This window comes from Finegoldia sp. BIOML-A2, assembly GCF_009678315.1.
Classification (GTDB): Bacteria; Bacillota; Clostridia; order Tissierellales; family Peptoniphilaceae; genus Finegoldia; species Finegoldia magna.
On sequence record NZ_WKZE01000001.1, the window covers coordinates 51,728 to 75,507 of the forward strand.

Annotated in this window: 20 protein-coding genes, 1 tRNA gene, 1 pseudogene and 1 riboswitch; of the genes and pseudogenes, 2 read left to right on the top strand and 20 right to left on the bottom strand. The window is 32.4% G+C overall.

The genetic code is table 11. The features are described from left to right. Window positions 1–31 precede the first annotated feature (31 nt). The 5 genes and pseudogenes from fdhF to GKF99_RS00245 all read right to left on the bottom strand — a co-directional run. A pseudogene (fdhF, locus tag GKF99_RS00225) lies at window positions 32–2,722 on the bottom strand (formate dehydrogenase subunit alpha); the annotation flags it as partial. 7 nt (window positions 2,723–2,729) lie between these two features. Further along, window positions 2,730–3,185, bottom strand: a complete 456-nt coding sequence (locus GKF99_RS00230; RefSeq protein ID WP_094203933.1) for a ferritin family protein — start codon at window positions 3,183–3,185, stop codon at window positions 2,730–2,732. Window positions 3,186–3,217: 32 nt separating this feature from the next. Next, window positions 3,218–4,141: a 2Fe-2S iron-sulfur cluster-binding protein gene (locus tag GKF99_RS00235; protein WP_094207399.1), complete on the bottom strand. Its 924-nt coding sequence runs from the start codon at window positions 4,139–4,141 to the stop codon at window positions 3,218–3,220. Window positions 4,142–4,146: 5 nt separating this feature from the next. Beyond that, on the bottom strand, window positions 4,147–6,027 hold the full coding sequence (locus GKF99_RS00240; RefSeq protein WP_154272239.1) for an NADH-quinone oxidoreductase subunit NuoF: 1,881 nt from the start codon (window positions 6,025–6,027) through the stop codon (window positions 4,147–4,149). Between the two features lie 17 nt (window positions 6,028–6,044). Beyond that, the gene (locus GKF99_RS00245; protein ID WP_002835065.1) at window positions 6,045–6,530 is read right to left on the bottom strand and encodes an NAD(P)H-dependent oxidoreductase subunit E; all 486 of its coding nucleotides are present in this window, start codon (window positions 6,528–6,530) and stop codon (window positions 6,045–6,047) included. A gap of 367 nt (window positions 6,531–6,897) precedes the next feature. On the opposite strand from GKF99_RS00245, the gene selB reads away from it, so the two are divergent. Next, window positions 6,898–8,775, top strand: coding sequence for a selenocysteine-specific translation elongation factor (selB, locus tag GKF99_RS00250; RefSeq protein ID WP_154272240.1), 1,878 nt, complete (start codon window positions 6,898–6,900; stop codon window positions 8,773–8,775). A 117-nt stretch (window positions 8,776–8,892) separates the two neighbouring features. After that, window positions 8,893–8,989, top strand: a tRNA-Sec gene (locus GKF99_RS00255). 109 nt (window positions 8,990–9,098) lie between these two features. Here the strand turns inward: GKF99_RS00255 and metK are convergent. From metK to GKF99_RS00330, 15 genes are all read right to left on the bottom strand, one after another. Continuing rightward, window positions 9,099–10,277 (bottom strand): methionine adenosyltransferase, encoded by a 1,179-nt coding sequence (gene metK, locus GKF99_RS00260; protein WP_154272241.1) that lies wholly within the window; start codon window positions 10,275–10,277, stop codon window positions 9,099–9,101. 46 nt (window positions 10,278–10,323) lie between these two features. Continuing rightward, a riboswitch (SAM riboswitch) is annotated at window positions 10,324–10,419 on the bottom strand. Between the two features lie 57 nt (window positions 10,420–10,476). Continuing rightward, window positions 10,477–11,685 (bottom strand): ABC transporter permease, encoded by a 1,209-nt coding sequence (locus tag GKF99_RS00265; RefSeq protein WP_154272242.1) that lies wholly within the window; start codon window positions 11,683–11,685, stop codon window positions 10,477–10,479. Continuing rightward, window positions 11,685–12,599 (bottom strand): ATP-binding cassette domain-containing protein, encoded by a 915-nt coding sequence (locus GKF99_RS00270; protein WP_154272243.1) that lies wholly within the window; start codon window positions 12,597–12,599, stop codon window positions 11,685–11,687. The genes GKF99_RS00265 and GKF99_RS00270 overlap by 1 nt, the downstream gene beginning before the upstream one ends. 1 nt (window position 12,600) lies before the next feature. Further along, window positions 12,601–12,972 (bottom strand): VOC family protein, encoded by a 372-nt coding sequence (locus GKF99_RS00275; protein ID WP_094208893.1) that lies wholly within the window; start codon window positions 12,970–12,972, stop codon window positions 12,601–12,603. Between the two features lie 11 nt (window positions 12,973–12,983). Beyond that, window positions 12,984–14,720, bottom strand: coding sequence for an oligoendopeptidase F (gene pepF, locus GKF99_RS00280; protein WP_154272244.1), 1,737 nt, complete (start codon window positions 14,718–14,720; stop codon window positions 12,984–12,986). Between the two features lie 82 nt (window positions 14,721–14,802). Further along, window positions 14,803–15,156: a hypothetical protein gene (locus GKF99_RS00285; protein ID WP_154272246.1), complete on the bottom strand. Its 354-nt coding sequence runs from the start codon at window positions 15,154–15,156 to the stop codon at window positions 14,803–14,805. Between the two features lie 107 nt (window positions 15,157–15,263). Then, window positions 15,264–16,118 (bottom strand): IS3 family transposase, encoded by an 855-nt coding sequence (locus GKF99_RS00290; RefSeq protein ID WP_172976413.1) that lies wholly within the window; start codon window positions 16,116–16,118, stop codon window positions 15,264–15,266. After that, entirely contained in the window at window positions 16,082–16,648 is a 567-nt protein-coding gene (locus GKF99_RS00295; protein ID WP_154272251.1) for a helix-turn-helix domain-containing protein, read from the bottom strand. The genes GKF99_RS00290 and GKF99_RS00295 overlap by 37 nt, the downstream gene beginning before the upstream one ends. A 62-nt stretch (window positions 16,649–16,710) precedes the next feature. Then, window positions 16,711–17,328 carry a V-type ATP synthase subunit D gene (locus GKF99_RS00300; RefSeq protein WP_094207409.1) on the bottom strand — a complete coding sequence of 206 codons (618 nt, stop codon included), beginning with the start codon at window positions 17,326–17,328 and terminating at the stop codon, window positions 16,711–16,713. A gap of 4 nt (window positions 17,329–17,332) precedes the next feature. Further along, window positions 17,333–18,709 carry a V-type ATP synthase subunit B gene (locus GKF99_RS00305; protein ID WP_094208897.1) on the bottom strand — a complete coding sequence of 459 codons (1,377 nt, stop codon included), beginning with the start codon at window positions 18,707–18,709 and terminating at the stop codon, window positions 17,333–17,335. Between the two features lie 8 nt (window positions 18,710–18,717). Beyond that, window positions 18,718–20,484 (bottom strand): V-type ATP synthase subunit A, encoded by a 1,767-nt coding sequence (locus tag GKF99_RS00310; protein ID WP_154272253.1) that lies wholly within the window; start codon window positions 20,482–20,484, stop codon window positions 18,718–18,720. Next, on the bottom strand, window positions 20,477–21,085 hold the full coding sequence (locus GKF99_RS00315) for a hypothetical protein (protein WP_154272255.1): 609 nt from the start codon (window positions 21,083–21,085) through the stop codon (window positions 20,477–20,479). The genes GKF99_RS00310 and GKF99_RS00315 overlap by 8 nt, the downstream gene beginning before the upstream one ends. An 8-nt stretch (window positions 21,086–21,093) precedes the next feature. Then, window positions 21,094–21,402, bottom strand: a complete 309-nt coding sequence (locus GKF99_RS00320; protein ID WP_060790370.1) for a V-type ATP synthase subunit F — start codon at window positions 21,400–21,402, stop codon at window positions 21,094–21,096. A 2-nt stretch (window positions 21,403–21,404) separates the two neighbouring features. Beyond that, on the bottom strand, window positions 21,405–21,824 hold the full coding sequence (locus GKF99_RS00325) for an ATP synthase subunit C (RefSeq protein WP_094207412.1): 420 nt from the start codon (window positions 21,822–21,824) through the stop codon (window positions 21,405–21,407). Window positions 21,825–21,837: 13 nt separating this feature from the next. After that, a complete protein-coding gene (locus tag GKF99_RS00330) occupies window positions 21,838–23,769 on the bottom strand; it encodes a V-type ATPase 116kDa subunit family protein (protein ID WP_154272256.1) in 1,932 nt (643 codons plus the stop codon). Window positions 23,770–23,780 lie beyond the last annotated feature (11 nt).

The window sequence follows — 23,780 nt, forward strand, 5'->3', positions numbered from 1 at the left end:
GAATTGTATCCTCATGATCTGGATGCAAATCAACTTTTTCAACATGAATTGCACACACTTTATACTCACCAGTTCCTGTAATTGGATCGTAGTGATTTGATGTCACTTCGTTTACTGGAGATTCTCTGTAGTGGAATGTCATGAATATCATATTAGGTAATACTCTGTCAGTTACTACAACACGAGTTACGATACTTCCTCTTCTAGATGTAACTCTGATAGTATCCAAATCTTTTACTCCCAATCTTTCTGCATCCACTGGATTGATTTCTGCAAGTTCGTAAGGACTTACTCCATCCAAATCTTTTGAGTATCTCGTAGTTATATTGTAATGATACAACATTCTTCCTGTACTTAAAATCATTGGATAATCATCATCAGGCAATTCTTCTGATGGTCTGTATTCTATTTCCATCATTTGACCTTGACCTCTTGCAAATATTCCTTTGTGCAAGTATTTTGTACCGGGATGAGATGTTGTAGGACATGGCCATTGTAATCCAACTTTGTCAATTCTTTCGTAAGTCATACCTCTGTAACTTGGCATAGTTACTCTCATTTCTTCAAATACATCTTCACTTGTTTCATAATCAAAGAATACATTTGGATTGATGATTTTACTTACATCGCATAAAATTGACCAGTCATTTCTAGCTTGTCCCGGAGGAGCAACAGCTTTTCTAACTCTTTGAACTCTTCTTTCAGTATTTGTAAAAGTTCCATCTTTTTCTGCGTAGCAAGTTGCAGGGAATACAACATCTGCAAGCTTTGCTGTGTCAGACATAAATATATCTTGAACTACTAACAATTCTAAATTGTTCAAAGCTCTCTTAACGTGATTTGCATCTGGATCTGATAAAACAGGATCTTCTCCCATTATATACATTGCTTTAACATTTCCCTTAACTGCTTGATTAAACATTTCAGGGATTTGGTATCCAAGATTTGGACTCAATGGAGTCTTCCATACGCTTTCGAAAAATTCACGAGCTTTTGGATCAGTAACTTTTGCATAAGCAGGATAAGTGTTAGGTAATGCTCCTAAATCACATGCTCCTTGTACGTTGTTTTGTCCTCTGATAGGGTTTATACCGCCAGATTCAATTCCAACGTGTCCAGTTAGCATTCCTAGATTTGCCAAGCTCATTACGTTTTCTGTTCCATGAGTGTGTTCTGTGATACCAAGCGTGTAAAATATACCAGCTTTTTCAGTCTTTGCGTACAACAAAGCTGCTTGTCTGATTAATTCCTTGTCCACACCTGTAACTTTTTCAGCTTCATCCAAATCGTATTTCATTACTGTTTTCTTCAAGCCTTCAAAGTTTTCAACACGAGATTCAATATACTCTTTGGCTTCTAATCCTTCTTCTATGATAACTTTCATCATAGCATTTAATAAGAATACATCCGTACCTGGATTTAATCTTAACCAAATATCCGCTTCTTCCGCTAAGCCAGTTTTTCTTGGATCTACAACTATAAGTTTAGTTCCCTTTTTAACTGCTTGTTTCATCTTATTACCAATAATAGGATGTGCTTCAGTAGCATTAGAACCTATAACAAACAACAATTCTGCACCCAGAATTTCTTCGATAGAGTTTGTCATAGCTCCACTTCCTAATGTAGCTGCAAGACCTGCAACTGTTGGAGCGTGTCAGGTTCTGGCGCAGTGATCGACGTTGTTTGTTCCAATCGCTGCTCTCATCATTTTTTGGAATACAAAGTTATCTTCGTTTGTACATCTAGCAGAACTTAAACCAGCAATCGAATCTGGGCCAAATTCCATCTTAATATCTCTTAGTTTATTTCCAACATAACCTATAGCTTCATCCCAACTACATTCAACCAGTTCTCCATTTTTTCTAATCAATGGAGTAGTCAATCTTTCGTCCGAGTGAATCATATCTGTATGGAAACGACCTTTGATACAAAGTGCGTTTTGGTTTACATAACCATCACAGGGTTCAACACCTTGAACTTTTCCATTTTTTACAATTAAATTGAATTGACATCCTGTTCCACAGAATGGACAAGTTGTCTTAACTTTTTCAACTTCCCAAGGTCTTGTATCTTTTAATTGTTTATTGATTAATGCACCTGTTGGACAGACGCTTATGCATTGACCACACATACGACAGTTTTCCTTGGATAAAGGAAGATCAAAAGCTGTAGAAATATAAGAATCAAATCCTCTATTTTTAAAATCTACTGTATGTGTACATTGAACTTCTTCACAAACTCTGACGCATTTTCCACACAAAATACATTTGTTTTGATCCCTAAAAATCAATGGATTCGTATCATCAACTTCGTGATTTTGAACTTCTATGTCATAATTACCGTATTTGCCTAATACTTCTGGATTTTTAACACCATATCTGTAGCACAAATCTTGTAATCTACAACTACCAACTTTTGAACAAGTTAGGCAATCTTTAGGGTGATTCATCATCAAAAGTTTAAGTATATTTTGTCTAGTTTTTACTAAACGATCAGTTTCTGTCTTAACAACCATTCCGTCTTTGACCATTGTAGAACATGACGTTTGAAGTTTTCTGGATCCTTCTATTTCAACTAGGCACATTCTACAACCACCAAATTCGCTCAGGTATTTATCGTGGCACAATGTCGGAATATCAATCCCTATTTTATGCGCCGCTTCTAATACAGTGGTATTTTCTTCAACTTGAACATCAATACCATCAATATTTATATTTAACATATTACACCTACCAAACTTCGTTAAATCCTACATTCAAAAATATTTCTTCTAGTTCAGTTTTATGCAATTTTTCCATTTTTGATAATCCAGCAAAAATATCTTGTTCAGCTTTATCTAAGCAAGAATTTGCAATATCAGCGTACAATTGCATAGCTTCTTCTTCTCTTTTGATAGCTAATTTGATAGCATCTCTGAAGTCCATTTCTGTAGTCATTCTTGGTCTATCAATGTCTTGTGATAAATTATAATCTTCACTATCATCAATTTTGATAGTTTCAGCTTTAGTTTCTAAGAATTTTTGTAAGTAATCTTTGTGCTTTAATTCTTCTTTGCTAAGTCTTTCAAAAAGACTTTTAGTTTGTGGATCTTCAGCTTTTTCAGCTGCATCTTTGTAAAATGTATACGAATCATCTTCTCTATTTACAGCATCATCAATAATTGATATTAATTGTTCTCTATTCATTATCTCACCTATTCATTCTTTTTATTTATACATTAATTATCTATTTTTTCGATTTTATCTAGGATTTTATCCAAACCTAATACATTATTCCAGCTAGCTTCGACAAATTCTCCACCTATCTTTTTGTAAGGTTGTTTTGGGTTGTCCACATTCAATAATTCTGTAGTCAATCTACCCTTTAAGCAAAGTGGTCTGCCATTTTCTGGACTTAATGCTCTTAATGCAAGATTCTTTCCATTTTTTCTCAAGACTTCAAATTCACAACCGTATTCGCAAACTTTGCATTGAACTTTCTTAGTTTCTAACTCCCATTTTCTTCCTAAATTCATAGCTCTCTTATCCATCAATGCACCTACTGGACAAGCTACTACGCATCTATTGCAAGATATACAATAAGAAGATTCAAATGTATCGTTGATATCTAAGTTAATTCTTGTTTCATATCCTCTATTTGAGAAATTAAGAATTTTTCTATCATCCATAACATTACAAGTTCTTACGCACTTTCCACAAAGTATACACTTGCTATCATCTCTAATGATGTATGGAGAAGAATCATCAACTAATTTTTCTCTTCTTGCTCCGTCATGTTCTCTGAATTTTACTCCGTATTCATAAGAATATTTTTGTAGTTGACATTCACCGGATTTTTGACAAGTTAAGCAATCATTTGGATGAGAATCCAACAACATTTGAAGAATTCTTTGTCTGTGTTTTATTAATCTATCAGTTTTAGTATGAACAACCATGTTGTCTTTTGCCAAAGTAGAACAAGCAGTCATTAATTTTTTGCTTCCTTCAACTTCAACTAAACAAAGTCTACAAGCGCTCACTACAGCCAAATTTTTATCGTAACATAAATTTGGAATATCAATCCCATTTTCTCTTGCTAAATCGATAATGAATTTAGGCTTATCAGTTTGAATTACTTTTCCATCAATAGTTACAGTAATCATACTATCTATCTCCTAACTACTGCGTGAACAGGACATACAGTTTCGCAATTACCACATTTTATACATTGAGATTTGTCGATAACGTGTTGTTTCTTAACTTCTCCTTCTATACAACTTACAGGGCAATTTTTAGCACACTTAGTACAACCTATACATTTGTCTGTGATTTCATATGATAAAAGTGCCTTACATGCATGAGCAGGACATTTCTTATCGTAAATGTGAGCTTCATACTCATTTCTGAAGTATTTTAATGTTGAGATAACTGGATTTGGAGCTGTTTGTCCAAGACCACAAAGTGAAGCAGATGTGATAGTATCACACAATTCTTCTAATGCTTCGATATCTCCATCTTCACCTTTTCCGGAAGTAATTTTTTCTAGAATTTCAAGCATTCTCTTAGTACCTTCACGACATGGAACACACTTACCGCAAGATTCATCTACAGTAAATTCAAGGAAGAATCTAGCAATATCTACCATACAGTCGTCTTCATCCATTACAATCATTCCACCTGATCCCATGATTGAACCGATTTTAGCCAATGATTCGAAATCAACTGGAGTGTCTAGGAATTCTTCTGGAATACATCCACCAGATGGTCCACCTGTTTGAACAGCTTTGAACTTCTTTCCATCTTTAATTCCGCCGCCGATATCAAATATTATTTCTCTCAAAGTAGATCCCATTGGAACTTCTACCAAACCAGTGTTTACAACTTTACCACCTAAAGCGAATACTTTAGTTCCTGGAGAACCTTCTGTACCAAAATTTGTAAACCAATCTGCACCTTTATACATAATTGCTGGAACATTAGCAAATGTTTCAACGTTATTGATAATAGTTGGCTTGTCCCATAATCCTCTTTCAGCTGTTCTAAATATTTTAGTACGAGGCATACCGCGTCTACCTTCAATAGATTCCATCAACGCAGTACCTTCACCACATACAAAGGCTCCTGAACCCAATCTCAATTCGATATCAAATGAAAAATCAGATCCAAAAATGTTGTTTCCTAAAAGATTCATTTCTTTTGCTTGTTGTATCGCAATTCTCAATCTTTTAACAGCAATTGGATATTCTGCTCTTACATAGATAAAACCTTGATTAGCACCAATCGCTCTACCGCAAATAGCCATACCTTCTAATACTGAATGAGGGTCCCCTTCAAGAATCGCTCTGTCCATGAAAGCACCAGGGTCTCCTTCATCCGCGTTGCAGATAACATATTTTTGATTATTTTCTACTTTATAAGCTGATTCCCATTTTCTTCCTGTAGGGAAACCTGCTCCTCCACGACCTCTCAATCCTGATTTCTTCATTTCTTCAATTATTTCTTTTTGGTCTAAATCAAAAATGGCTTTATGTAAAGCTTGATAACCATCTGCACCAATATATTCGTTCAAAGATTCTAATTGAATTTTTTCTACATTTCTTAAAGCTATCTTAAATTGTTTATCGTAGAAATCAACTGAATTGTATTTCAAAATCTTATCGTCTTGTTTTGCATTTTCGTAAACGACATCTTCATCAACTTCATCATTTACTATTGATTTGTCGACAATGCTCTTAACATCTGATAATTTAACTCTTGTGTAGAAAATTCCTTCAGGGTATACAACAACGTTAGGACCAGTTTCGCAAAGCCCGATACATCCTACTGGAACAACCACTACGTTTTCAATTTTTTCTTCTTCTATATATTTGTTAAACTCATCAATCAAAGATTTAGCGCCTGTAGCTTCACAACCAGCTCCACCACACACAACTATTTGTTTTTCTTTTGGATTAGTATGTTCAACATAAATTTTATCCTTTACGAGTTCACGCATTTTGATATTCTTTGCAAACTCATCTCTTATCTCATTAAGTTTTTCAATATTCATAACAAAACCCCTAATAACTAATTATATTTACTAATAATTGATTCTAATTCATTAACAGCTACCTTACCGTACACATCGCCGTTAATAACAATAACTGGAGCTAATGCGCACAAACCAACACATCTACATGGTGTGATGGAAAATTTTTGATCTTCGGTAGTACTACCTGCAGGAATCTTCAAAATCTCTTGTAGTTTTTCAGAAACTCTTTGAGCTCCTTTTACATAACAAGCAGTTCCTTCGCAAACTTGAATATCATATTTTCCTTTTGGAATCAAAGAAAATTGTGCATAAAAAGTTATAACACCGTAAATTTCTGACAAAGGAATGTCTAATATTTTAGAAATCATTGTAATAATTTCCTTAGGCAAATAACCAAATTCATCTTGTGCACGTTGTAGAACGGGCATCAAAGGACCTTTAATATCCTTTTTGCTTCTTACAAATTCTCGAAATTCTTCGACTTGAGAAGCATGTTCTTTTAAGTCAAATGTAAAACTCATTAAAATCCTCCTATAAAATTGTTTTCCTTATGTTACCGAAATTATTTTTTCTTTTATATTTTTAATTATACCACTTATATTGCCTAAAGTAAATTAGTATTATGTTGAAAAACCTCATTAATATTCATTATCATTTTAAATATTATCATATTTACACACTTTTATTGAATATATATTCCTTATAATGTATTATACGGATAATTAACTTTATTATATTGATAAAGTAATTGATATATTTAAATTGTTATTACTTCATTTAATTAAATTAAACTGTTTACGAAAAAATTTATGAAAATAATTTCCTTATGTTTTATGAAAAATAACGAAATATGATATAATATACATTAGTAAATTAATTGGAGGTTATATGGATTTTATTATAGGTACATCAGGCCATATTGATCATGGAAAAACTACATTAATAAAAGCTTTAACCGGAAATAGCACTGATAGACTACCGGAAGAAAAAAAGAGAGGAATTTCTATCGATTTAGGTTTTAGCTATTTTGATCTTCCAAGTGGTCAACGAGCTGGAATAATTGACGTACCAGGTCACGAAAAATTTGTAAAAAATATGATGACTGGTACTTTTGGAATGGATATGATTCTTTTATGTATCGATAGTAAGGAAGGTGTAATGCCTCAAACTGTTGAACATTTGGATATACTTAGATTTTTGAATAAAACTGAAGGAATTGTCGTTTTAACCAAAAGAGACTTGGCAACTGATGAAGAAACAGAAAAAACAATAGAACAAGTTAAAGAATTAGTAAAAGGAACTTTCCTTGAAAATTGTCCTATTTGCGAAGTAGATTCTATTTCAAAAAGAGGAATAGATAATTTGATTCAAATGATAGATTCTGAATCCAAGAATTTAAAGCAAAAACATTCAGAAAGAGATTACAGAATGAATATCGACAGAAAGTTCAACGTAAAAGGAATTGGAACAGTTGTTACAGGAACTTTATTAGACGGAGATATTCATAAGGGAGAATCTTTTATTTATCCAATAGAAAAAGATATCAACATTAAAAATATTCAAGTCCATAACAAAAATGTGAATGTAGCTCACCCATCACAGAGGGTTGCTTTGAATATAAATCTTAATTTAGATGAAATAGACAGAGGTTATGTAATAGCTAAGAAAAACTCATTGAAAGCATTTAATATGATAGATGTTAGGCTTACGCTACTTGAAAGTGCCTCTCCACTTAACCACTGGGACAGAGTCAGACTATTCCACGGAACAAAAGAAATTTTCGGAAGAGTTGTTCCTCTTGATAAGCAAGTAATCCAACCAGGAACTCAAGCACTGGTTCAAATAAGACTTGAAGAAAAAATTTATGCAAAAACATCTGACCCATTTATTTTGAGACAATTTTCACCACAAGTTACAATTGGTGGCGGAATTATAATAGATGGTTCTGTTAGAAAACATAAATTATTCGATGAAGAAATCATTGAAAATCTAAAAATCAAAGAAGAAGGTAAAATCAAAGACATCATCTTAAATTATCTGCGAGACGAGATTTTCCCTACTAAAATTGATGACTTGGTATTCTATTCTTCGGAATCAAAAGACAAAGTTTTAAAAGAATTAGACGAACTAAAACAAGAAGATAAAGTTGTAATTAGAAATGATAAAGTATTAGAAAAAGAAGCTTACTTAAAATTATTAGGTAAATTAAAAATGTTTGTGATATCATTCCACAAGACAAATCCTTTATTACCTGGTATTAACAAGGAAGAACTTCTTAAAAAATTACAACTTGATGACGATAGACCATTCTTCAATTACATGCTTAAAGACTTAAACGATCAAGAGGTTTTGATGGAAGAAAGTGGTATAATATCTTCTAAATCTCACAAAGTTCAATTAAGTGATGAAGATGAAAAAATCAGAAAGAAAATGCTTCAAGATATTTGCCAAAACCAATTCGACAAATTATTGAAGATAGACAATGTTGTTCACAACCAAAAGGACAAGACTATTTTGGGAATTTTATTGCAAAAAGATGTCGTGATTTTAAGAGATAACTTCTTGATTTCTAAAAAATGCTACGACAAATTTATCAAAACTGTCGATGATCACTTCAATAAGAACGAAACTTTGAATGTAAAAGAACTCAAAGATATGCTTAATATGTCAAGAAAAAGTGCAATCACACTTCTAGAAACATTGGACATTAAAGGCTATACTAAGAGAATTGAAAATGACAGAGTTAAAGTAAAAGATTTTAAATAATAGAATTGGGCTTTGCTTATGCATTGCCCTAATCTATTATATTTATTACAGTTTTGTGAATTGAATGTAAAATAATTTGTAAATTACTTGTAGTTTTGGTATAATATTAAGGTATTTGGGAATTGATGGGTGCTGGTGTGCCCTGCGGTCTTCAAAACCGTCTCAGGTAGTTAGGAGCTGCCCGGGTAGGTTCGATTCCTACCATTTCCCGCCATACATACTTTAGATAGCTAAATTTAGCTATCTATTTTTTTGAAGTACTAAAAAAGTACTAAAAAAATCAGTGAGTGTTGAAATATTTTAACATTCACTGATTTTTTGTTTTATAGATATTTCTTCAAAGCTTCAGCTTTGTCACATTTTTCCCATGATAAATCCAAATCATTACGTCCGAAATGTCCGTAGCTTGCAACATCTCTGTAAATAGGTCTTTGTAAATCCAATTTGTCGATTATTGCTTTTGGTCTTGCATCAAAGTTTTCATTTATTGCTTGGATAATTTTTTCTTCTTCGATTTTATTTGTTCCAAATGTGTTAATGAACATGCTGATAGGTTTTGCAACTCCGATTGCATAAGAGAAACCTACTTCACATTTGTCGCAAAGTCCTGCTGCTACGACATTTTTTGCGATATATCTTGCAAAATACGCTGCTGATCTATCTGTTTTTGTAGGGTCTTTTCCACTGAATGCTCCACCACCGTGATTACAGAATCCACCGTAAGTGTCTACGATAATTTTTCTTCCTGTAAGTCCAGCATCTCCCATTGGTCCACCGATTACGAATTTTCCTGTTGGGTTGATGAAGAATTTTGTGTTTTCATCTATCATTGATTCATCTACGATTTTCAATATAACTTCTCTTTTGATGTCTTCTTTTAATTGTTCGTAATCAACATCTGGATCGTGTTGTGTTGAAACTACTATAGCTTCAATTCTTTTTGGAGCGTCGTTTTCGTATTCAACAGTTACTTGTGTTTTGCCATCTGGTCTCAAATAATTTAAGATTTTTTCTTTTCTTACAGTTGCAAGTCTTCTAGCTAATTTGTGTGACAACTCCAATGGTAATGGCAATCCTGATTCTGTTTCATTAGTTGCATAACCGAATACCATTCCTTGGTCTCCTGCACCGTATCTATCGTATTCATCAGATTTATTGCCCTTGTATTCTTCAGATTCATCAACGCCTTGTGCGATGTCTGTAGATTGTTCCTCCAATGAAGTGATGATTGCGCAAGTTCTTGCATCAATACCATAATCTGCATTATCATAGCCGATTTCAGCCAAAGTTTTTCTGACGATCGATCTGATGTCCACGTAACTTGTTGTAGTAATTTCTCCCATTACCATAACAAGTCCTGTTGTTGAACAAGTTTCACAAGCAACCCTTGCGTCCTTATCTTCTTTAATAATTGCATCTAATATTGCATCAGAAATTTGGTCACAAACTTTATCTGGGTGACCTTCAGTAACTGATTCAGATGTTAAAAATATGTTTTTCATAATACCTCCATAAAAAAATCCTCACCTGAAAAGGTAAGGATGTGTAAACTTATCTTTCAGGATTTCCTGTGGGATTTAGCACCTAATTTAATAGGTTGCTGAGTTTCATAGGGCCCATTCCCTCCACTGCTCTTAATAAGATAATTATCTAATTGTTACAATATAACACTAACACTATTTGCATATTCTGTCAAGTCTTTTAATCGATATTTTCCATTGCGCTTTTGCGATACATTTTTATTGCTTTCATTAACAACAAAACTATCACTACAAGCATTAATCCAAATGATATTCCTATTTCCAATAACTTCACATCATTCAATAAAAATCTAACTGGCATCAAGGTTGCAGATGAAAAAGGCACAAACGATAATATTTTAATCAATATATCGCTGTCTTTTCCTAATGAATTGATTATTACAAAGAATAATCCAACGAGTACCAAAAATATTGGAACTATTAGGAAATTAACTTCTTCCGCTCTTTTTACAGCAAGTCCAAGAATTTGGAACAATATCAAATACAAAACAAATCCAAATACTACAAACAAAAGTATAGTCAACAAGAATTTTAGACTCAAAGTATTTGTGAAAAACGTCCATATGCCTTCTGGATAATAGTTTTTATTGACAAATATTCCGATTATTCCCGCAATAATAAATATAAAGTATTGGATTATTCCCAAAACTGCTGAACTTAAAAGTTTACCAAATACAAACACACTTGGCTTTGCAGATGATAAGAGCACTTCAATTGTCTTGTCCTTTTTTTCTCTTGAAATATTGTTACTCATAACGCTTCCATAAAATAGTATCATCAAATCGAAAAGAATAACAAAAACAATTGAAAACACAAATGAATGCGACCTGTCTTTATTCAAAACTTTTTCTATAAAATCTATCTTTGCTTTAGAATTTTTCTCAATTATTCCAGGATCTACTCCATTATTAATTAAACTTTTGTCGTAATTATACTTTTCCAAAGTCCTTGTAAACCTTTCGGAATGATCGTCCATAAATTCTTTGTTTTTGATATAAGAATTGAACTTTGTTGGAGTTTCTACTACAAATCCTATATTGTATTCACCATTTTCTACAGCTTTTTTTACATCAGACTCAGATGTAAGCACATCTTTGCTATCCAAACCCATTATAGTCTTCAAATATTCAACATCAATATCCTTATTAGATGAATAAATGCATGTGTTTTTAAATGTGAGTGCATTAATATCAACGGTTGCGTTTTTGTTTGCCCCTGCATTGGCGTTATTAAAAATAGATGGCATAAATCTCGGCAAAAACGACAAAGCAAACACCAATATTGTGATTACTAATGTTGCAATCAAATACGAATTGTGTCTTATTATAGAATTAAATTCAAAATTAAATACTCTACTAAATTTTTTCATTATTCTCTAACACCAACCTTTGACACGAACACATCTTGAAGACTTGGTTCATATTGGCTAAAACAATTGATGTCAATCTGATTGAGCATCATAAATTCCAATATATCTTCTTTTGTTACATTTTCAGTAAGTCTAACCAAAAGTTTGAACTCTCTGACAACTGCATCTGGATAAATCAAATTTTCTGCTTCTAAGAGTTCTTTTAATTCCCAAATTCCCATGTTGTTTGCATTAAGTAGCATTTTCTTCTCAGCCATAGAAGTTTTGATTTCATTCAAATCCCCATTCAAAATAATTCTACCTTCTTCGATAACACAAACATCTCTGCAGAATTCTTCTACATAACTCATCAAATGGCTGGAGAATATAACTATTTTTTGATTCTGTATAAATTCTCCCACAGCTAGTTTAAGTTCGTGGGCATTGATTGGATCAAGTCCAGAAAAAGGCTCATCAAGAACCAAAATATCTGGATCATTTAAAAGAGCGGAAATGATTTGAACTTTTTGCCTTAAACCTTTTGATAAAGTGGACAATTTTCTGTTCTTGTATTTTGCAAGGTCAAATCTGTCAAGCCAATATCTGACATTTTGAAGCGCACTTCTCCTGTCAGTGCCTTTGAGTCTGGCAAAATAATACAATTGTGTGAACACTTTTTCGTTGGAATACAATCCTCTTTCTTCTGGAAGATATCCGATATTAACTTCATTATAATTAATGGGAGAGCCGTTAATCAAAACTTGTCCACTATCAGCACTCAAAACATCTGTAATGATTCTCATAGTTGTAGTTTTGCCGGCTCCATTTCTACCCAAAAACCCAAAAGCACGTCCGCTTTCAACTTTAAATGAAATATCGGTTAAAACTTTGTTATCTCCAAAAGATTTATTCACATGTTTTAACTCAAGATTCATACTATTTACCAATTATTTCGATGTTAAATCCATCTGGATCCTTCATGAAATAAAATGTTGCAACACCTTCAAGTCCACCTAATTCATCAACTTCATAACCTAAAGATTTGTGATATTCGTGTGATTTTTTCAAATCTTCAACTTCAAAAGCTATGTGACCGTAGAAATCTCCATGAGTATAATCTGTCTTTCCGTAGTTATAAGTCAATTCGATTTCGTAGTTGTGATCGCTTGTCATATACACAAGTGTGAACTCATCTTCAGGGAAATCTTTCTTGCTTGTAACTTCCATACCTAAAGCTTTTTCATAAAACTCGATTGATTTTTCCAAATTAGTTACTCTGATACATGTGTGTAATGATTTATATTTCATGAATTTCTCCCCTATTTATTGACAATTTTTTCGAATTCTAATACTTTTTCTTTAAAAACTTCAAAAGCAGTTCTCAAAACTTCTTTATCTTTGATGTTTGCTCCAGCGTTTTTAAGTTGTACTAGAGGATAGTTTTTGTTACCATCTTTTAAGAAATTCTTGTAGTTTTCCAAATCTTGCTCATTTCCCGATAAAATCTTTTGTGACAAGATTGATGATGAACTAAGACCTGTAGCATACTTATACACATAGAAGTTAGTGTAGAAATGAGGGATTCTTGACCATTCGTACTTAATCAAATCATCTGATACAACACTATCTCCAAAGTATTTTTTGTTTAAGTTAAGGTAGATTTCGTTGAAATCTTCTCCAGTTAATGCCTTTTCTTCTTCAACTAATTTGTGAGTTTCTCGTTCAAATTCTGCAAACATAGTTTGTCTGAAAATTGTTGATTTGAATGAGTTGATGTGATGATCTAACAAGTATAGTTTTTCATCGTCATCCTTAGCGTTTTTAATCATATAATCCAATAACAACATTTCATTGCATGTACTTGCAACTTCTGCCACGAAAATAGTGTACCCAGCATACTTAAATTCATTGTTAGCTCTTGAATAATATGAATGAATCGAATGACCCAATTCGTGAATCAAAGTGAACACAGAATCCACATCATTTGTGTAGTTTAATAAAATGTATGGATAAGAGTCGTAAGATCCCCAACTGTAAGCGCCTGGTTTCTTGCCATCTTTTGGATATACATCAATCCAATTTTCTTCAAAAGCTTTCTTCATGATAGATTGATATTCTTCTCCCATTGGTTTTACAGCTTCAATCACCATTTTCTTAGCTTCTTCGAATGGGATTTCACGGTCAAAACCTTTTGTAGATGGAACATAAACATCGTACATGTGGTGCTCATCTAATCCTAACAATTTTGTTCTTGCCTTGTAGTATTTGTACATGTATGGCAAGTATTCGTGAACAATGTCGATTAAATTATCGTACACAACTTCTTCAACATCGTCGTTGAATAATTCCATTTGTCTTGCACTGTCGTATTTTTTGATTTTAGATAGTATAACCAAGTTTTTGATATTTGCATACAAAGTGGATCCAAATGTATTGTTGTATTTAGCTAATTCATCGTAATATTTTTCAAAAACTTCTTTTCTTTGTTCACGTGGAAGCTTAGATAATAGTGGAACAAAATTAGCATTTGTAAGCTTTTCATCGATTGATTCTACATAAGGAAATTCCATATCTGTGTTTTGCAAACTATAGAAATCATTGTGAGGGCTTGACATAGCTTCACTCATAAGAGAAATAATGTTTTCTTCTTCTGCAGATAAAGTGTGTTCCTTAAATCTCAAAATCTTCTTGAAGAATATTTCATAACTTGGATTTTCTTTGATAAGTTTGTCTTGTTCATCTTCTTTTAATGATAAAACAAATGGTTCAACAAAAGAAAATCTAGATTGTAGCTTGTTGTACAATGATGATAATTCCAATTCCAATTTTACACTATCTGAAACCTTGCTGTTTTCATCCTTTTTCATTGAAGCGTAAGTGTACAAATTATCCATTACTCTGTCAGTTTCGAAAAGTAAATCCAATATTTTTACGAAATTATCCTTTTCATTTTTCTTCAATTCATCAATTTTATTAATATTTTCGTTAACTAATTTAATATCTTTTTCGATTGCATTTTTGTCCTTATACATCTTGGACAAATCCCAATTACACATAAAATCACCTCTCTTTATATAATACCCCAAACACACATCAATCACAAACAAAAAAAGGAATTCGTTTTAGAATTCCCTAAAATTATTTTTCAATTTTTTTCAAAATATTTTCTTTATTAAAAGCTAAAAAGAATAACCCGATTAAAGAAAGCGGCCATCCTAAAATCCAAAATCCCCAAGATAAAAGAGGTTTGTCTTCAGATATTTCCAACTCATACGATTTAATAGCCCCGAATGTCAATAAAGATAACACTACATAAACAGACAAAATCACATAAACAACTTTATTCAAGCTCAAATTTGTCAAATACATTATCAACAACCAGCTGATAAATAATTCCAATGCAATATACAATATTCTTAAAATATTTTCAGAAATTTTCTCTGGTTTTCTAATATCTTGCCACCAAATACATTGTGCTAAAAATTTTATCAAGTTCTCATCTCTCCTTTAAATTGATTTGTTATATCTATACTATAACAAAAAAACGGTCAGGCAAACCATCTGTGATGTGTACCCATAAAACTGGACACAATATTTAATTAATTAGTTGTAGTGGATGCTAACCTATACTTTGTAGGTGGCATCCATTTTGTTTTCTTCTGAATTCTTTCGTTATTGTAATAATAGATGTATTTTTCTATTGCTTTCGAAAATTCTTCAAAAGAGTTATAGCTCTTTTCGTAACCATAATAAACTTCATTTTTTAATCTTCCAAAAAATGTTTCCATAATTGAATTATCATAACAATTACCTTTTCTTGACATTGATTGGATAATACCATGTTTCTTGAGCTCTCTTATATAATATTTATGTTGGTATTGCCAACCTTGATCTGAATGCAATATTAAGTTATTTAGTATTGGAAATTTGTTAAATGCTTTCATTAGCATATTAGATATTTGCTCTAAATTAGGACTTAAGGATAAGTCATAAGAGATTATTTCATTTGTATACATATCAAGTATTGGAGAAATGTAGCATTTACCCCATGAAAAGTTAAATTGAGATACATCAGTACTCCATTTTTGTAATGGCTTATTAGCTTTAAAATTTCTGTCTATTATATTATCAGCAATCTTTCCTACTTTCCCTTTGTATGAATGATATTTTTCTCTAGGTCTTTTACCAAATAGTTTTAATTCATGCATTATTCTCTGTACTTTTTTATGATTTATTGTATATCCTTGATTCAATAATTCCCTATATACTCTTCTTACACCATATCTTCCTTTATGATTGTTAAATATATCAGATATTTTATTTTCTATATTTTTATTTCTAATCTTAACAGCATCAACTTTATTAATTTCAAAGTAGTATGTTGATTTTGGTAAATCGATAGCTATTAAAAGATATTTTAGTCTGTATCCTTTTTCTTTGAGTTTTTTGACAATCGCTGCTTTTTCGCCTTGAGTTGCGCAGCGTAATTCTTTTCTCTCAAGGCGATTTCTTTTTTTATTATTTCATTTTCTGCCTTTATATATTCATTTTCTGCTCTCAATCTTATGAGTTCTTCTCTTTCGGATTCATTAAGTTTTTTTGCTTCATGGATATTCGTTTTTTTCATGGTTGTATTCTTAGATTTACGACCTTTCTTTTTATTTACAAGACCATTATATCCATAAATTTTATACTTGTTAACCCATGAATAAAGTTGTCCACGATTAATTCCTATTTCAATTGCTACAGAACCTATTGTGTTTCCAGCTAATACTTTGCTTACCACTTCTAGCTTTTCATCAGTTGTCCACTCGATATTATTTCCATGTTTTAAAATTTCTGGACCATGCTTTTCTTCTAACTTAAACCATTCTTTAATTGTGTCATGAAATCTCTTTTCTTTAACTCCTTCAGGTGTATCCGCCCATCTTCCTTCTCTGTACAACTGTACGCATTCTTTTTTAAATTCATAACTATATTTCATAAAAATACCCTCCTTACTGGTTTGTCCAGTAAAGAGGGTACATATCACTGCCCAACCGATATTTATTTCTTTTTCTTTTTGACCATCTTCAATCTGAAGAATTCTTCTCTTTCTTTTTCAGCTAAGATATCTTCAGTATCTTTGATGGATTGTTCGTATTTTGGAATTTGTATTTTATCCAACGCATTGGCACGTTTTTGAGTTTTTTTGATTTCCTTACCCAATTTATACACTGCATTTTCCATTTCAGCTAATTCGTAGATAGTCTCTCTGATTTTGTTGAATGCAAGAACAGCCCTATCGAATGAAGCATTAGTTCTGAAGAAACCATATTGTGCTTCGGCTTTTGATTTTGGATATACAATATTCGGAACTTCAACTCCCATTACTGATTTGTAAATTATATCGAATTCTTTTTCGTGACTAATCGAATGGGAAATTTCTTCAAGTCTATCAGTTCCAACTGTTATGGATGCTTCTGTCAAAAGCTCGTAAGCTTCATCAAATTCTTTTTCAATGGAATCTTGAAGCGTTTGTGCTTTTTTCATTAGTCCCATCATTTCTTTGATGAGGACAGTTCTTTTTTTATCTAAAAGATTGTAACCTTTTTTGGAAAAATCCAATGTCTTTTTAGCTTTTATTAAATTCCCCTTAGTAGGAGTCATCTTATAAACTGCCATATAATCACCTATTCATATGTTGCTTTATCATTTCTGGTGATAATCTGTCCAATTCGTTTTCTGGTAATATCTTCAATAAATCCCACGCAAGATCTAATGTTTCTTCTATTTCTCTGTTTTCATAATAATCTTGTTTTACAAATTTGTTTTCAAATTCGTCTCCAAATTTCAAATATTTTTGATCAGCTTCACTCAAATCATCTGCTCCGATAATTTGTGCCAAATCTCTGACTTCTTGAACGTGAGAATAACTTGAAAATAATTGGCTACTTACATCCGGATGATCTTCTCTTGTGTATCCTTCACCAATACCATCTTTCATAAGTCTCGATAATGATGGAAGAACATTGATTGGTGGATATATGTCTTTTTGCATCAAACTTCTTTCCAAAACAATTTGTCCTTCAGTAATATATCCTGTTAAGTCCGGAATAGGATGAGTGATATCGTCATTAGGCATCGTCAAAATTGGAATTAATGTTACAGAGCCTTCTGCATCTTTTATCATACCTGCTCTTTCATACAATGATGCCAAATCAGAATACAAATATCCTGGATAGCCCTTTCTGGAAGGAACTTCTTCTCTTTTTGATGAAACTTCACGAAGAGCTTCTGCATAACTTGTCAAATCAGTAATAATAACCAATACGTGATAATTTTTTTCGAAAGCCAAGTATTCTGCTGCGGTTAGTGCCGCCCTTGGAGTAATAATTCTTTCCATTATTGAATCGTCAGCGTAATTTACAAACATACACACATTATTCAATACACCGGATTGTCTGAAAGTATCTTCGAAAAATCTTGCTTCGTCGTGTTTTACACCAATCGCTCCAAATACAATAGCGAAGTTATCTTCGTTTGCGCCTTTGATTTTGGCTTGACGAACGATTTGTGCAGCCAATCTATTGTGACTCATTCCAGATCCAGAAAATACTGGAAGTTTTTGTCCTCTAATCAAAGTCATCAAACAATCTATCGAACTAATTCCTGTTTGGATAAAATCCCTAGGATAAACTCTGGAAACCGGGTTGATGGCACGTCCATTTACATTGTAGCGTTTTGCTGCGTAAATATCCCCTCCATCATCTATTGGTTGACCAATTCCGTTGAATTTTCTTCCCAAAATATCTTCTGACAAAGCTATTTCAAATGGCCTTTGTGAAAATCTAACTTTAGTATTTTGTGTACTCATTCCTGTGCTGTCACCAAAAACTTGGATTGTAACAGTATCATCGTTAATATTTACAACTTTACCGACCATTGATTTATCTGATGCAGATGATTTTACTTCGACAACTTCCCCAAAAGATGCTTCATTTACATTTTCAACTTCTATAATTGAACTTTCAACTTTTTTTAGTTTAATGTATTCTTTTATCATAAAATCACCTACTTTTCATATTTTCTAATCAAATCGCTGTAAAACTCTTTGATTTCGTCATTCAAATCTTTTATTCCACTTAAATCTTCGTTAGAAATTGTGTTCTTCATGGCGATAACTTTTGAATACAAATCTGCATTTTTTACTTGAGAAATAGGAATTTGTTCTTTGATTGCCTTGTGTCCTTCTTCGTATAGTAATTTTATAGTTTTAAGCATTTCAACTTGTTTCTTAAGAGGAACATAAGTATCCACCTTACTAAAAGCATTTTGTTGCAAAAATCCTAACTTCATTACATTTGAAATATCCAAAATCAATCTTTGATCGTCTGGAAGAACATCTTCACCAACAAGCATTACTATTTCTTTTAATTTGTCTTCTTCGTATAACAATTTAAGCATTTGATTTCTCAAATCGACAACATCTTCACCAAGTTTGGATTCGTAATAATCTCTTAATTTTTCTACATAAGAAGAATAACTACTCATCCAGTTAATAGCTGGATAGTGTCTTGAATATGCCAAGTCCTTATCCAAACCCAAGAATACATTTACGAATCTCTTAGTGTTTTCTGTAACTGGTTCACTGAAATCCCCACCAGCTGGTGAAACAGCTCCGATAATTGTAACTGATCCTTCGTTATCGTTCAAAGTCTTCACAATTCCCGCTCTTTCGTAGAACTGTGCAATTCTAGATGGAAGATATGCAGGATATCCTTCTTCTGCAGGCATTTCTTCAAGTCTTCCAGAAATTTCACGAAGAGCTTCTGCCCAACGAGAAGTAGAGTCCGCCATTATAGCGACATCATATCCCATATCCCTGAAATATTCTGCCATTGTAATTCCAGTGTAGATACTTGCTTCTCTGGCTGCTACTGGCATGTTGGAAGTATTGGCTATCAATACAGTTCTTTCCATAAGTGGCTTACCGTTATTTGGGTCGATAAGTTTTGGAAAATCTTCCAATACTTCTGTCATTTCATTACCACGTTCACCACAACCAATGTAAATAATAATATCTGCATCGGCGTATTTTGCCAATTGGTGTTGTGTCATTGTTTTTCCTGTACCAAATCCACCAGGAATTGCTACAGTACCACCTTTTGCAAGAGGGAAAAACACATCTAAAATTCTTTGACCAGTTTCCAATAAGCGATCTACATCTAGTCTTTCCTTGGAAGGTCTTGGAATTCTGATTGGCCAGTCTTGGTACAATTTTATATCTGTTAAGTTTCCAAAATCATCTTCCACTTGCATAATAGTAGTCTCAATATTGTATTTGCCATTTTCGAGCACATTTTTTACAGTACCATTAACTCCAACTGGAATCATAATTTTGTGAACGATAGCTTCTGTTTCTGGAACTTCTGCTATTATTTGTCCTTGAGTAACTGTATCACCATTTTTAACTTTTATAGTGACATCCCATAATTTTTCTTCGTCGATGGAAATAAGTCCGATACCTTCTGGAATAAAAGTTGAAAATTTATCTCTTATTTCTTTTAATGGTCTTTCTATTCCATCAAACATATTTTTCAATAAACCAGGTCCTAATTTTAATGAAAGTGGTTTATTAGTGTGATAAATTTCATCGTCCTTTTTCAATCCTTCAGTTTCCTCGTAAACTTGGATAACTGCGATATCATCTTCAAGGCTGATAACTTCTCCGATTAATTTCTTTTCACCGATTAACACCATTTCTTTAGCTGTGAAATCGGTCATATTTCTTCCTTTTATTACAGGACCATTAATAGAAAAAATCTTACCATTATTCATTGATATCACCGCCTGTCATTAGATTATGAATATCTTCACCCATTTCATGTTTGCAATCTTGCATTTTTGACAAATAAGTGTAATCAAAATTCACCGTTTCTTCTACATCTTGAATCATAAATCCACCCAAGTAATTGTTCGCAATGGATTTGATTTCTTCGACTTTTTCTGAACTGAAATTCTCAGTTACATAATCATAATCGTTTTGTAAAACCAACAACACTACCTTGTAATCCAAATCAGTCAAGTTTTCTTCAATGTTCTTGATTAATCTTTCTTTATACTCATCAGTCTTCACAAAATCCAATATTTTTTTAGTAACATTATCAAACAATTTTTGCAATACATTTTCTTTTAAAACCAAAAGCTCTCTTCTGCTTTCTTGTTCAGCAGTTCTCAATTTTTCGATAGATTTTTGTTCAGCTTTTCTGGTTCTTTTTTTCAAATTTAAATTGTATTCATCAATTAATTTTTGTTCGTAGTTTTTTAGCTCATTTTGATTAGAGTTTTTTACTTCAAGAAGTTTCTTTTCATAATCTTTTTTCTTATTTGCATAGATTATTTTGTTAAAAATATCTAATTTCTTTTCTAATAAAATCATTTCTACCTCTAATCTACCTTAATTCCTATAGACCCCTTAATGTATTTCATTAAGAAATCTTTGTCTTCAAGTCCTTTTCTTCCGGGTATTGTTACAACTAACGGCTTCTTACCCTTGTCTTTGTGTTTTGTCACTTCATCTTTTATAGTATTGAACACTTCTTCAGTGATAATGACAACGCCCAAAGTATCATCAATAGTTGCAGCCTTAAAAGCTCTCTTCATTTCAGCTTCGTTTTTCGCAACTAAACCTGTGATTCCAGCAAGGCGCATACCAAGATTTGTAACATTATCCGCACTTATAATTACGGATTTCATAATTATAATTGTTGCAAAATAAGAATTGAAATAACCAATCCGTAAATTGCAATACCTTCTGCTAATCCTACATAAATTAATGATTTACCTAATAATGATGGATCTTCACTAACAGCTCCCAATGCTGATGAGCCTACAACACCTACTGCATAACCAGTACCAATTGTTGCAAGACCTGTTGACAAAGCAGCTGCCAAAAGTCCAAGACCATTAGTTGCACCAGCAGCAGATTCTGCAAATGCAGAGTTAGGCATTAAGAATACAAATGCCATTACAAGACATGGAATAATTGCAAAAAGATTAGTTCTTAATGCTTTCTTTAATTTTGTTTTTGATGAATCAGTGTTGTTGTATAACAAATAAACACCTGAACCTATAGTCAATAAAACTATTATTGCTGTTGAAATTAAAATAAAATACATAAATTTATCTCCTTTAAATTCTCTTTATAGTTGGTTGGAACAAAATTCCATCACCCTTAAAATATTTACTAAACAATTCATAATATTCAAGTCTCAATGATTGAATGAACACAATCAAACCTTCAAGACCCAAAATCACGATATTTCCTACGATTATCATAGCTATGTTACCTGCATTAGTTCCAATCATTTTACCAATAGATGTAAATGCCAAGAACAAACCAACGTGGTTGATAGCAAATGCCCCCACTCTTATGAATGATACAGTTGAAGAAAACATTGAAATCAAAGTTTCAATAATCGAAAATGAACTTTCAACATAATAACCTGTAACATCCAAACCATTGTGAAGAGGTCTTCTCTTGTACAAAAGCTGTGTCAATGGAACTTTGAAAATCATGACAAAAATCACAATCAACATACACGCCGCAATCACTCCAACAGAAACAATGTGCAATTCTAATGCAACAGTTGCAGCTAATAATAAGAATAGCAAGAATAGCATAAATCCTGCCAACCCTTCTTGTCCGAAAAGTCCTTCTTGCACATCTTTGAAAATGTAATTGTTACATAATCCAAAAATGTAAGCTATCAATAAAAGTACAATACCAAGTCCTATAGCTATTATCAAAACTTTGTTGATATTTTCAAATGGTTTCAAAAACAATGCCGGAATAATTCCTTCTAGCCCGAAGAAAGAACCGTAAAGAATTCCAAACACCATGGAACTTGCACCAATTCTTTCAAGAAGTCCGCCCATCATCTTATCTTTGAATTTCGCTAATAAGACACCTGCTACAAACATCACAGCGCCTTGTCCCAAATCCCCAAACATAGCACCGAACAACAACATATAAGTCAATCCGAAAAATACAGTTGGGTCGATTTCCTTGTAGTTTGGAGTTCCATACATGTTTACTAAAAGCTCAAAAGGTTTAAAAAATTTGTTGTTTTTGAGTTTGGTGGGAGGAGTTAGTCCACTTTCATCTGCATCCAAGAAATTAATGAACATATCATCGTATGCTGATAATTTTTCTTGAACAACACTCTTAGCTGATTCAGGAACCCATCCTGCCAAGTAAAAGTAGCTTTCACTTCTTGCCAGTAAACTCTTCACATCTTCTAATTGAATCAACAAATTAGCAGAAATCACCATATCAATGATTTTGCTTTTGTTATCTCTATAAATCTCATTTAAGATTTGATTTAATTGTGAAATTTTAGCTCCCAAATCCTCATTTTCTAATTCTATTTTAGAAATTATTTCTTTTGGAACATCTTTTCTATTCTTATTAATATTAATATCAGTCCAATTCAAAGACCTTAGAATTCTATCAGTTTCAATAGAAACATCCTTTGGATAAATAGCTACATACACTTCTTTTTTGTTTTTACTTGCCAAATGAAGCACACTCGCCATGATATTATCGTAGTTTTTCTTCAACTTTAATCTATTTTCCTTAGACAAATAGCCAAAGCGATAATCGAAATACTTCATATCACACAAGCTTTCAATAGAAACATCCAAATCTTCTATCAAATACAAATCTTCTAACTCTTTTTTATTTTCATCAATTTGGTTTTCACAATCGTAGATCTTGTCCACCTTAGATTTAATAGAACCGTAGAAGTCTTTGATTTCATCTTCTGTGTACTCTCTTTTTAATCTCTCATCTCTCAAATCAATTTTAAAAATATCCTTCAAATTATCAGCAATAGAATTCAATTCCTTAACATCCCTGTTTTCAAAACCAGTAACATTATTAAACTCCATAGTTTTTTCGATATTTTCACTATTGATATTAACGATAAAAGTATTGTTTTCGATTTGGCTCAAACTATCAGTAAGTTCGACACTTCCAATATCCAACAAATCTTTTATAGTGGATTCAAGATACTTCAGATTTCCAACTACATTCATCATGTACATTTTTTCTGCTCTCAATTTACCACTTC

What these genes read in the sequence shown, in the direction of transcription:
- GKF99_RS00230 (WP_094203933.1), bottom strand. Translation starts at nt 3,185, where the DNA reads ATGAATAGAGAACAATTAATATCAATTATTGATGATGCTGTAAATAGA.
- GKF99_RS00235 (WP_094207399.1), bottom strand. Translation starts at nt 4,141, where the DNA reads ATGATTACTGTAACTATTGATGGAAAAGTAATTCAAACTGATAAGCCT.
- GKF99_RS00240 (WP_154272239.1), bottom strand. Translation starts at nt 6,027, where the DNA reads ATGAATATTGAAAAACTTAATGAGATAAGAGATGAGTTTGCAAAGAAT.
- GKF99_RS00245 (WP_002835065.1), bottom strand. Translation starts at nt 6,530, where the DNA reads ATGAGTTTTACATTTGACTTAAAAGAACATGCTTCTCAAGTCGAAGAA.
- selB (WP_154272240.1), top strand. Translation starts at nt 6,898, where the DNA reads ATGGATTTTATTATAGGTACATCAGGCCATATTGATCATGGAAAAACT.
- metK (WP_154272241.1), bottom strand. Translation starts at nt 10,277, where the DNA reads ATGAAAAACATATTTTTAACATCTGAATCAGTTACTGAAGGTCACCCA.
- GKF99_RS00265 (WP_154272242.1), bottom strand. Translation starts at nt 11,685, where the DNA reads ATGAAAAAATTTAGTAGAGTATTTAATTTTGAATTTAATTCTATAATA.
- GKF99_RS00270 (WP_154272243.1), bottom strand. Translation starts at nt 12,599, where the DNA reads ATGAATCTTGAGTTAAAACATGTGAATAAATCTTTTGGAGATAACAAA.
- GKF99_RS00275 (WP_094208893.1), bottom strand. Translation starts at nt 12,972, where the DNA reads ATGAAATATAAATCATTACACACATGTATCAGAGTAACTAATTTGGAA.
- pepF (WP_154272244.1), bottom strand. Translation starts at nt 14,720, where the DNA reads ATGTGTAATTGGGATTTGTCCAAGATGTATAAGGACAAAAATGCAATC.
- GKF99_RS00295 (WP_154272251.1), bottom strand. Translation starts at nt 16,648, where the DNA reads ATGAAATATAGTTATGAATTTAAAAAAGAATGCGTACAGTTGTACAGA.
- GKF99_RS00300 (WP_094207409.1), bottom strand. Translation starts at nt 17,328, where the DNA reads ATGGCAGTTTATAAGATGACTCCTACTAAGGGGAATTTAATAAAAGCT.
- GKF99_RS00305 (WP_094208897.1), bottom strand. Translation starts at nt 18,709, where the DNA reads ATGATAAAAGAATACATTAAACTAAAAAAAGTTGAAAGTTCAATTATA.
- GKF99_RS00310 (WP_154272253.1), bottom strand. Translation starts at nt 20,484, where the DNA reads ATGAATAATGGTAAGATTTTTTCTATTAATGGTCCTGTAATAAAAGGA.
- GKF99_RS00315 (WP_154272255.1), bottom strand. Translation starts at nt 21,085, where the DNA reads ATGATTTTATTAGAAAAGAAATTAGATATTTTTAACAAAATAATCTAT.
- GKF99_RS00320 (WP_060790370.1), bottom strand. Translation starts at nt 21,402, where the DNA reads ATGAAATCCGTAATTATAAGTGCGGATAATGTTACAAATCTTGGTATG.
- GKF99_RS00325 (WP_094207412.1), bottom strand. Translation starts at nt 21,824, where the DNA reads ATGTATTTTATTTTAATTTCAACAGCAATAATAGTTTTATTGACTATA.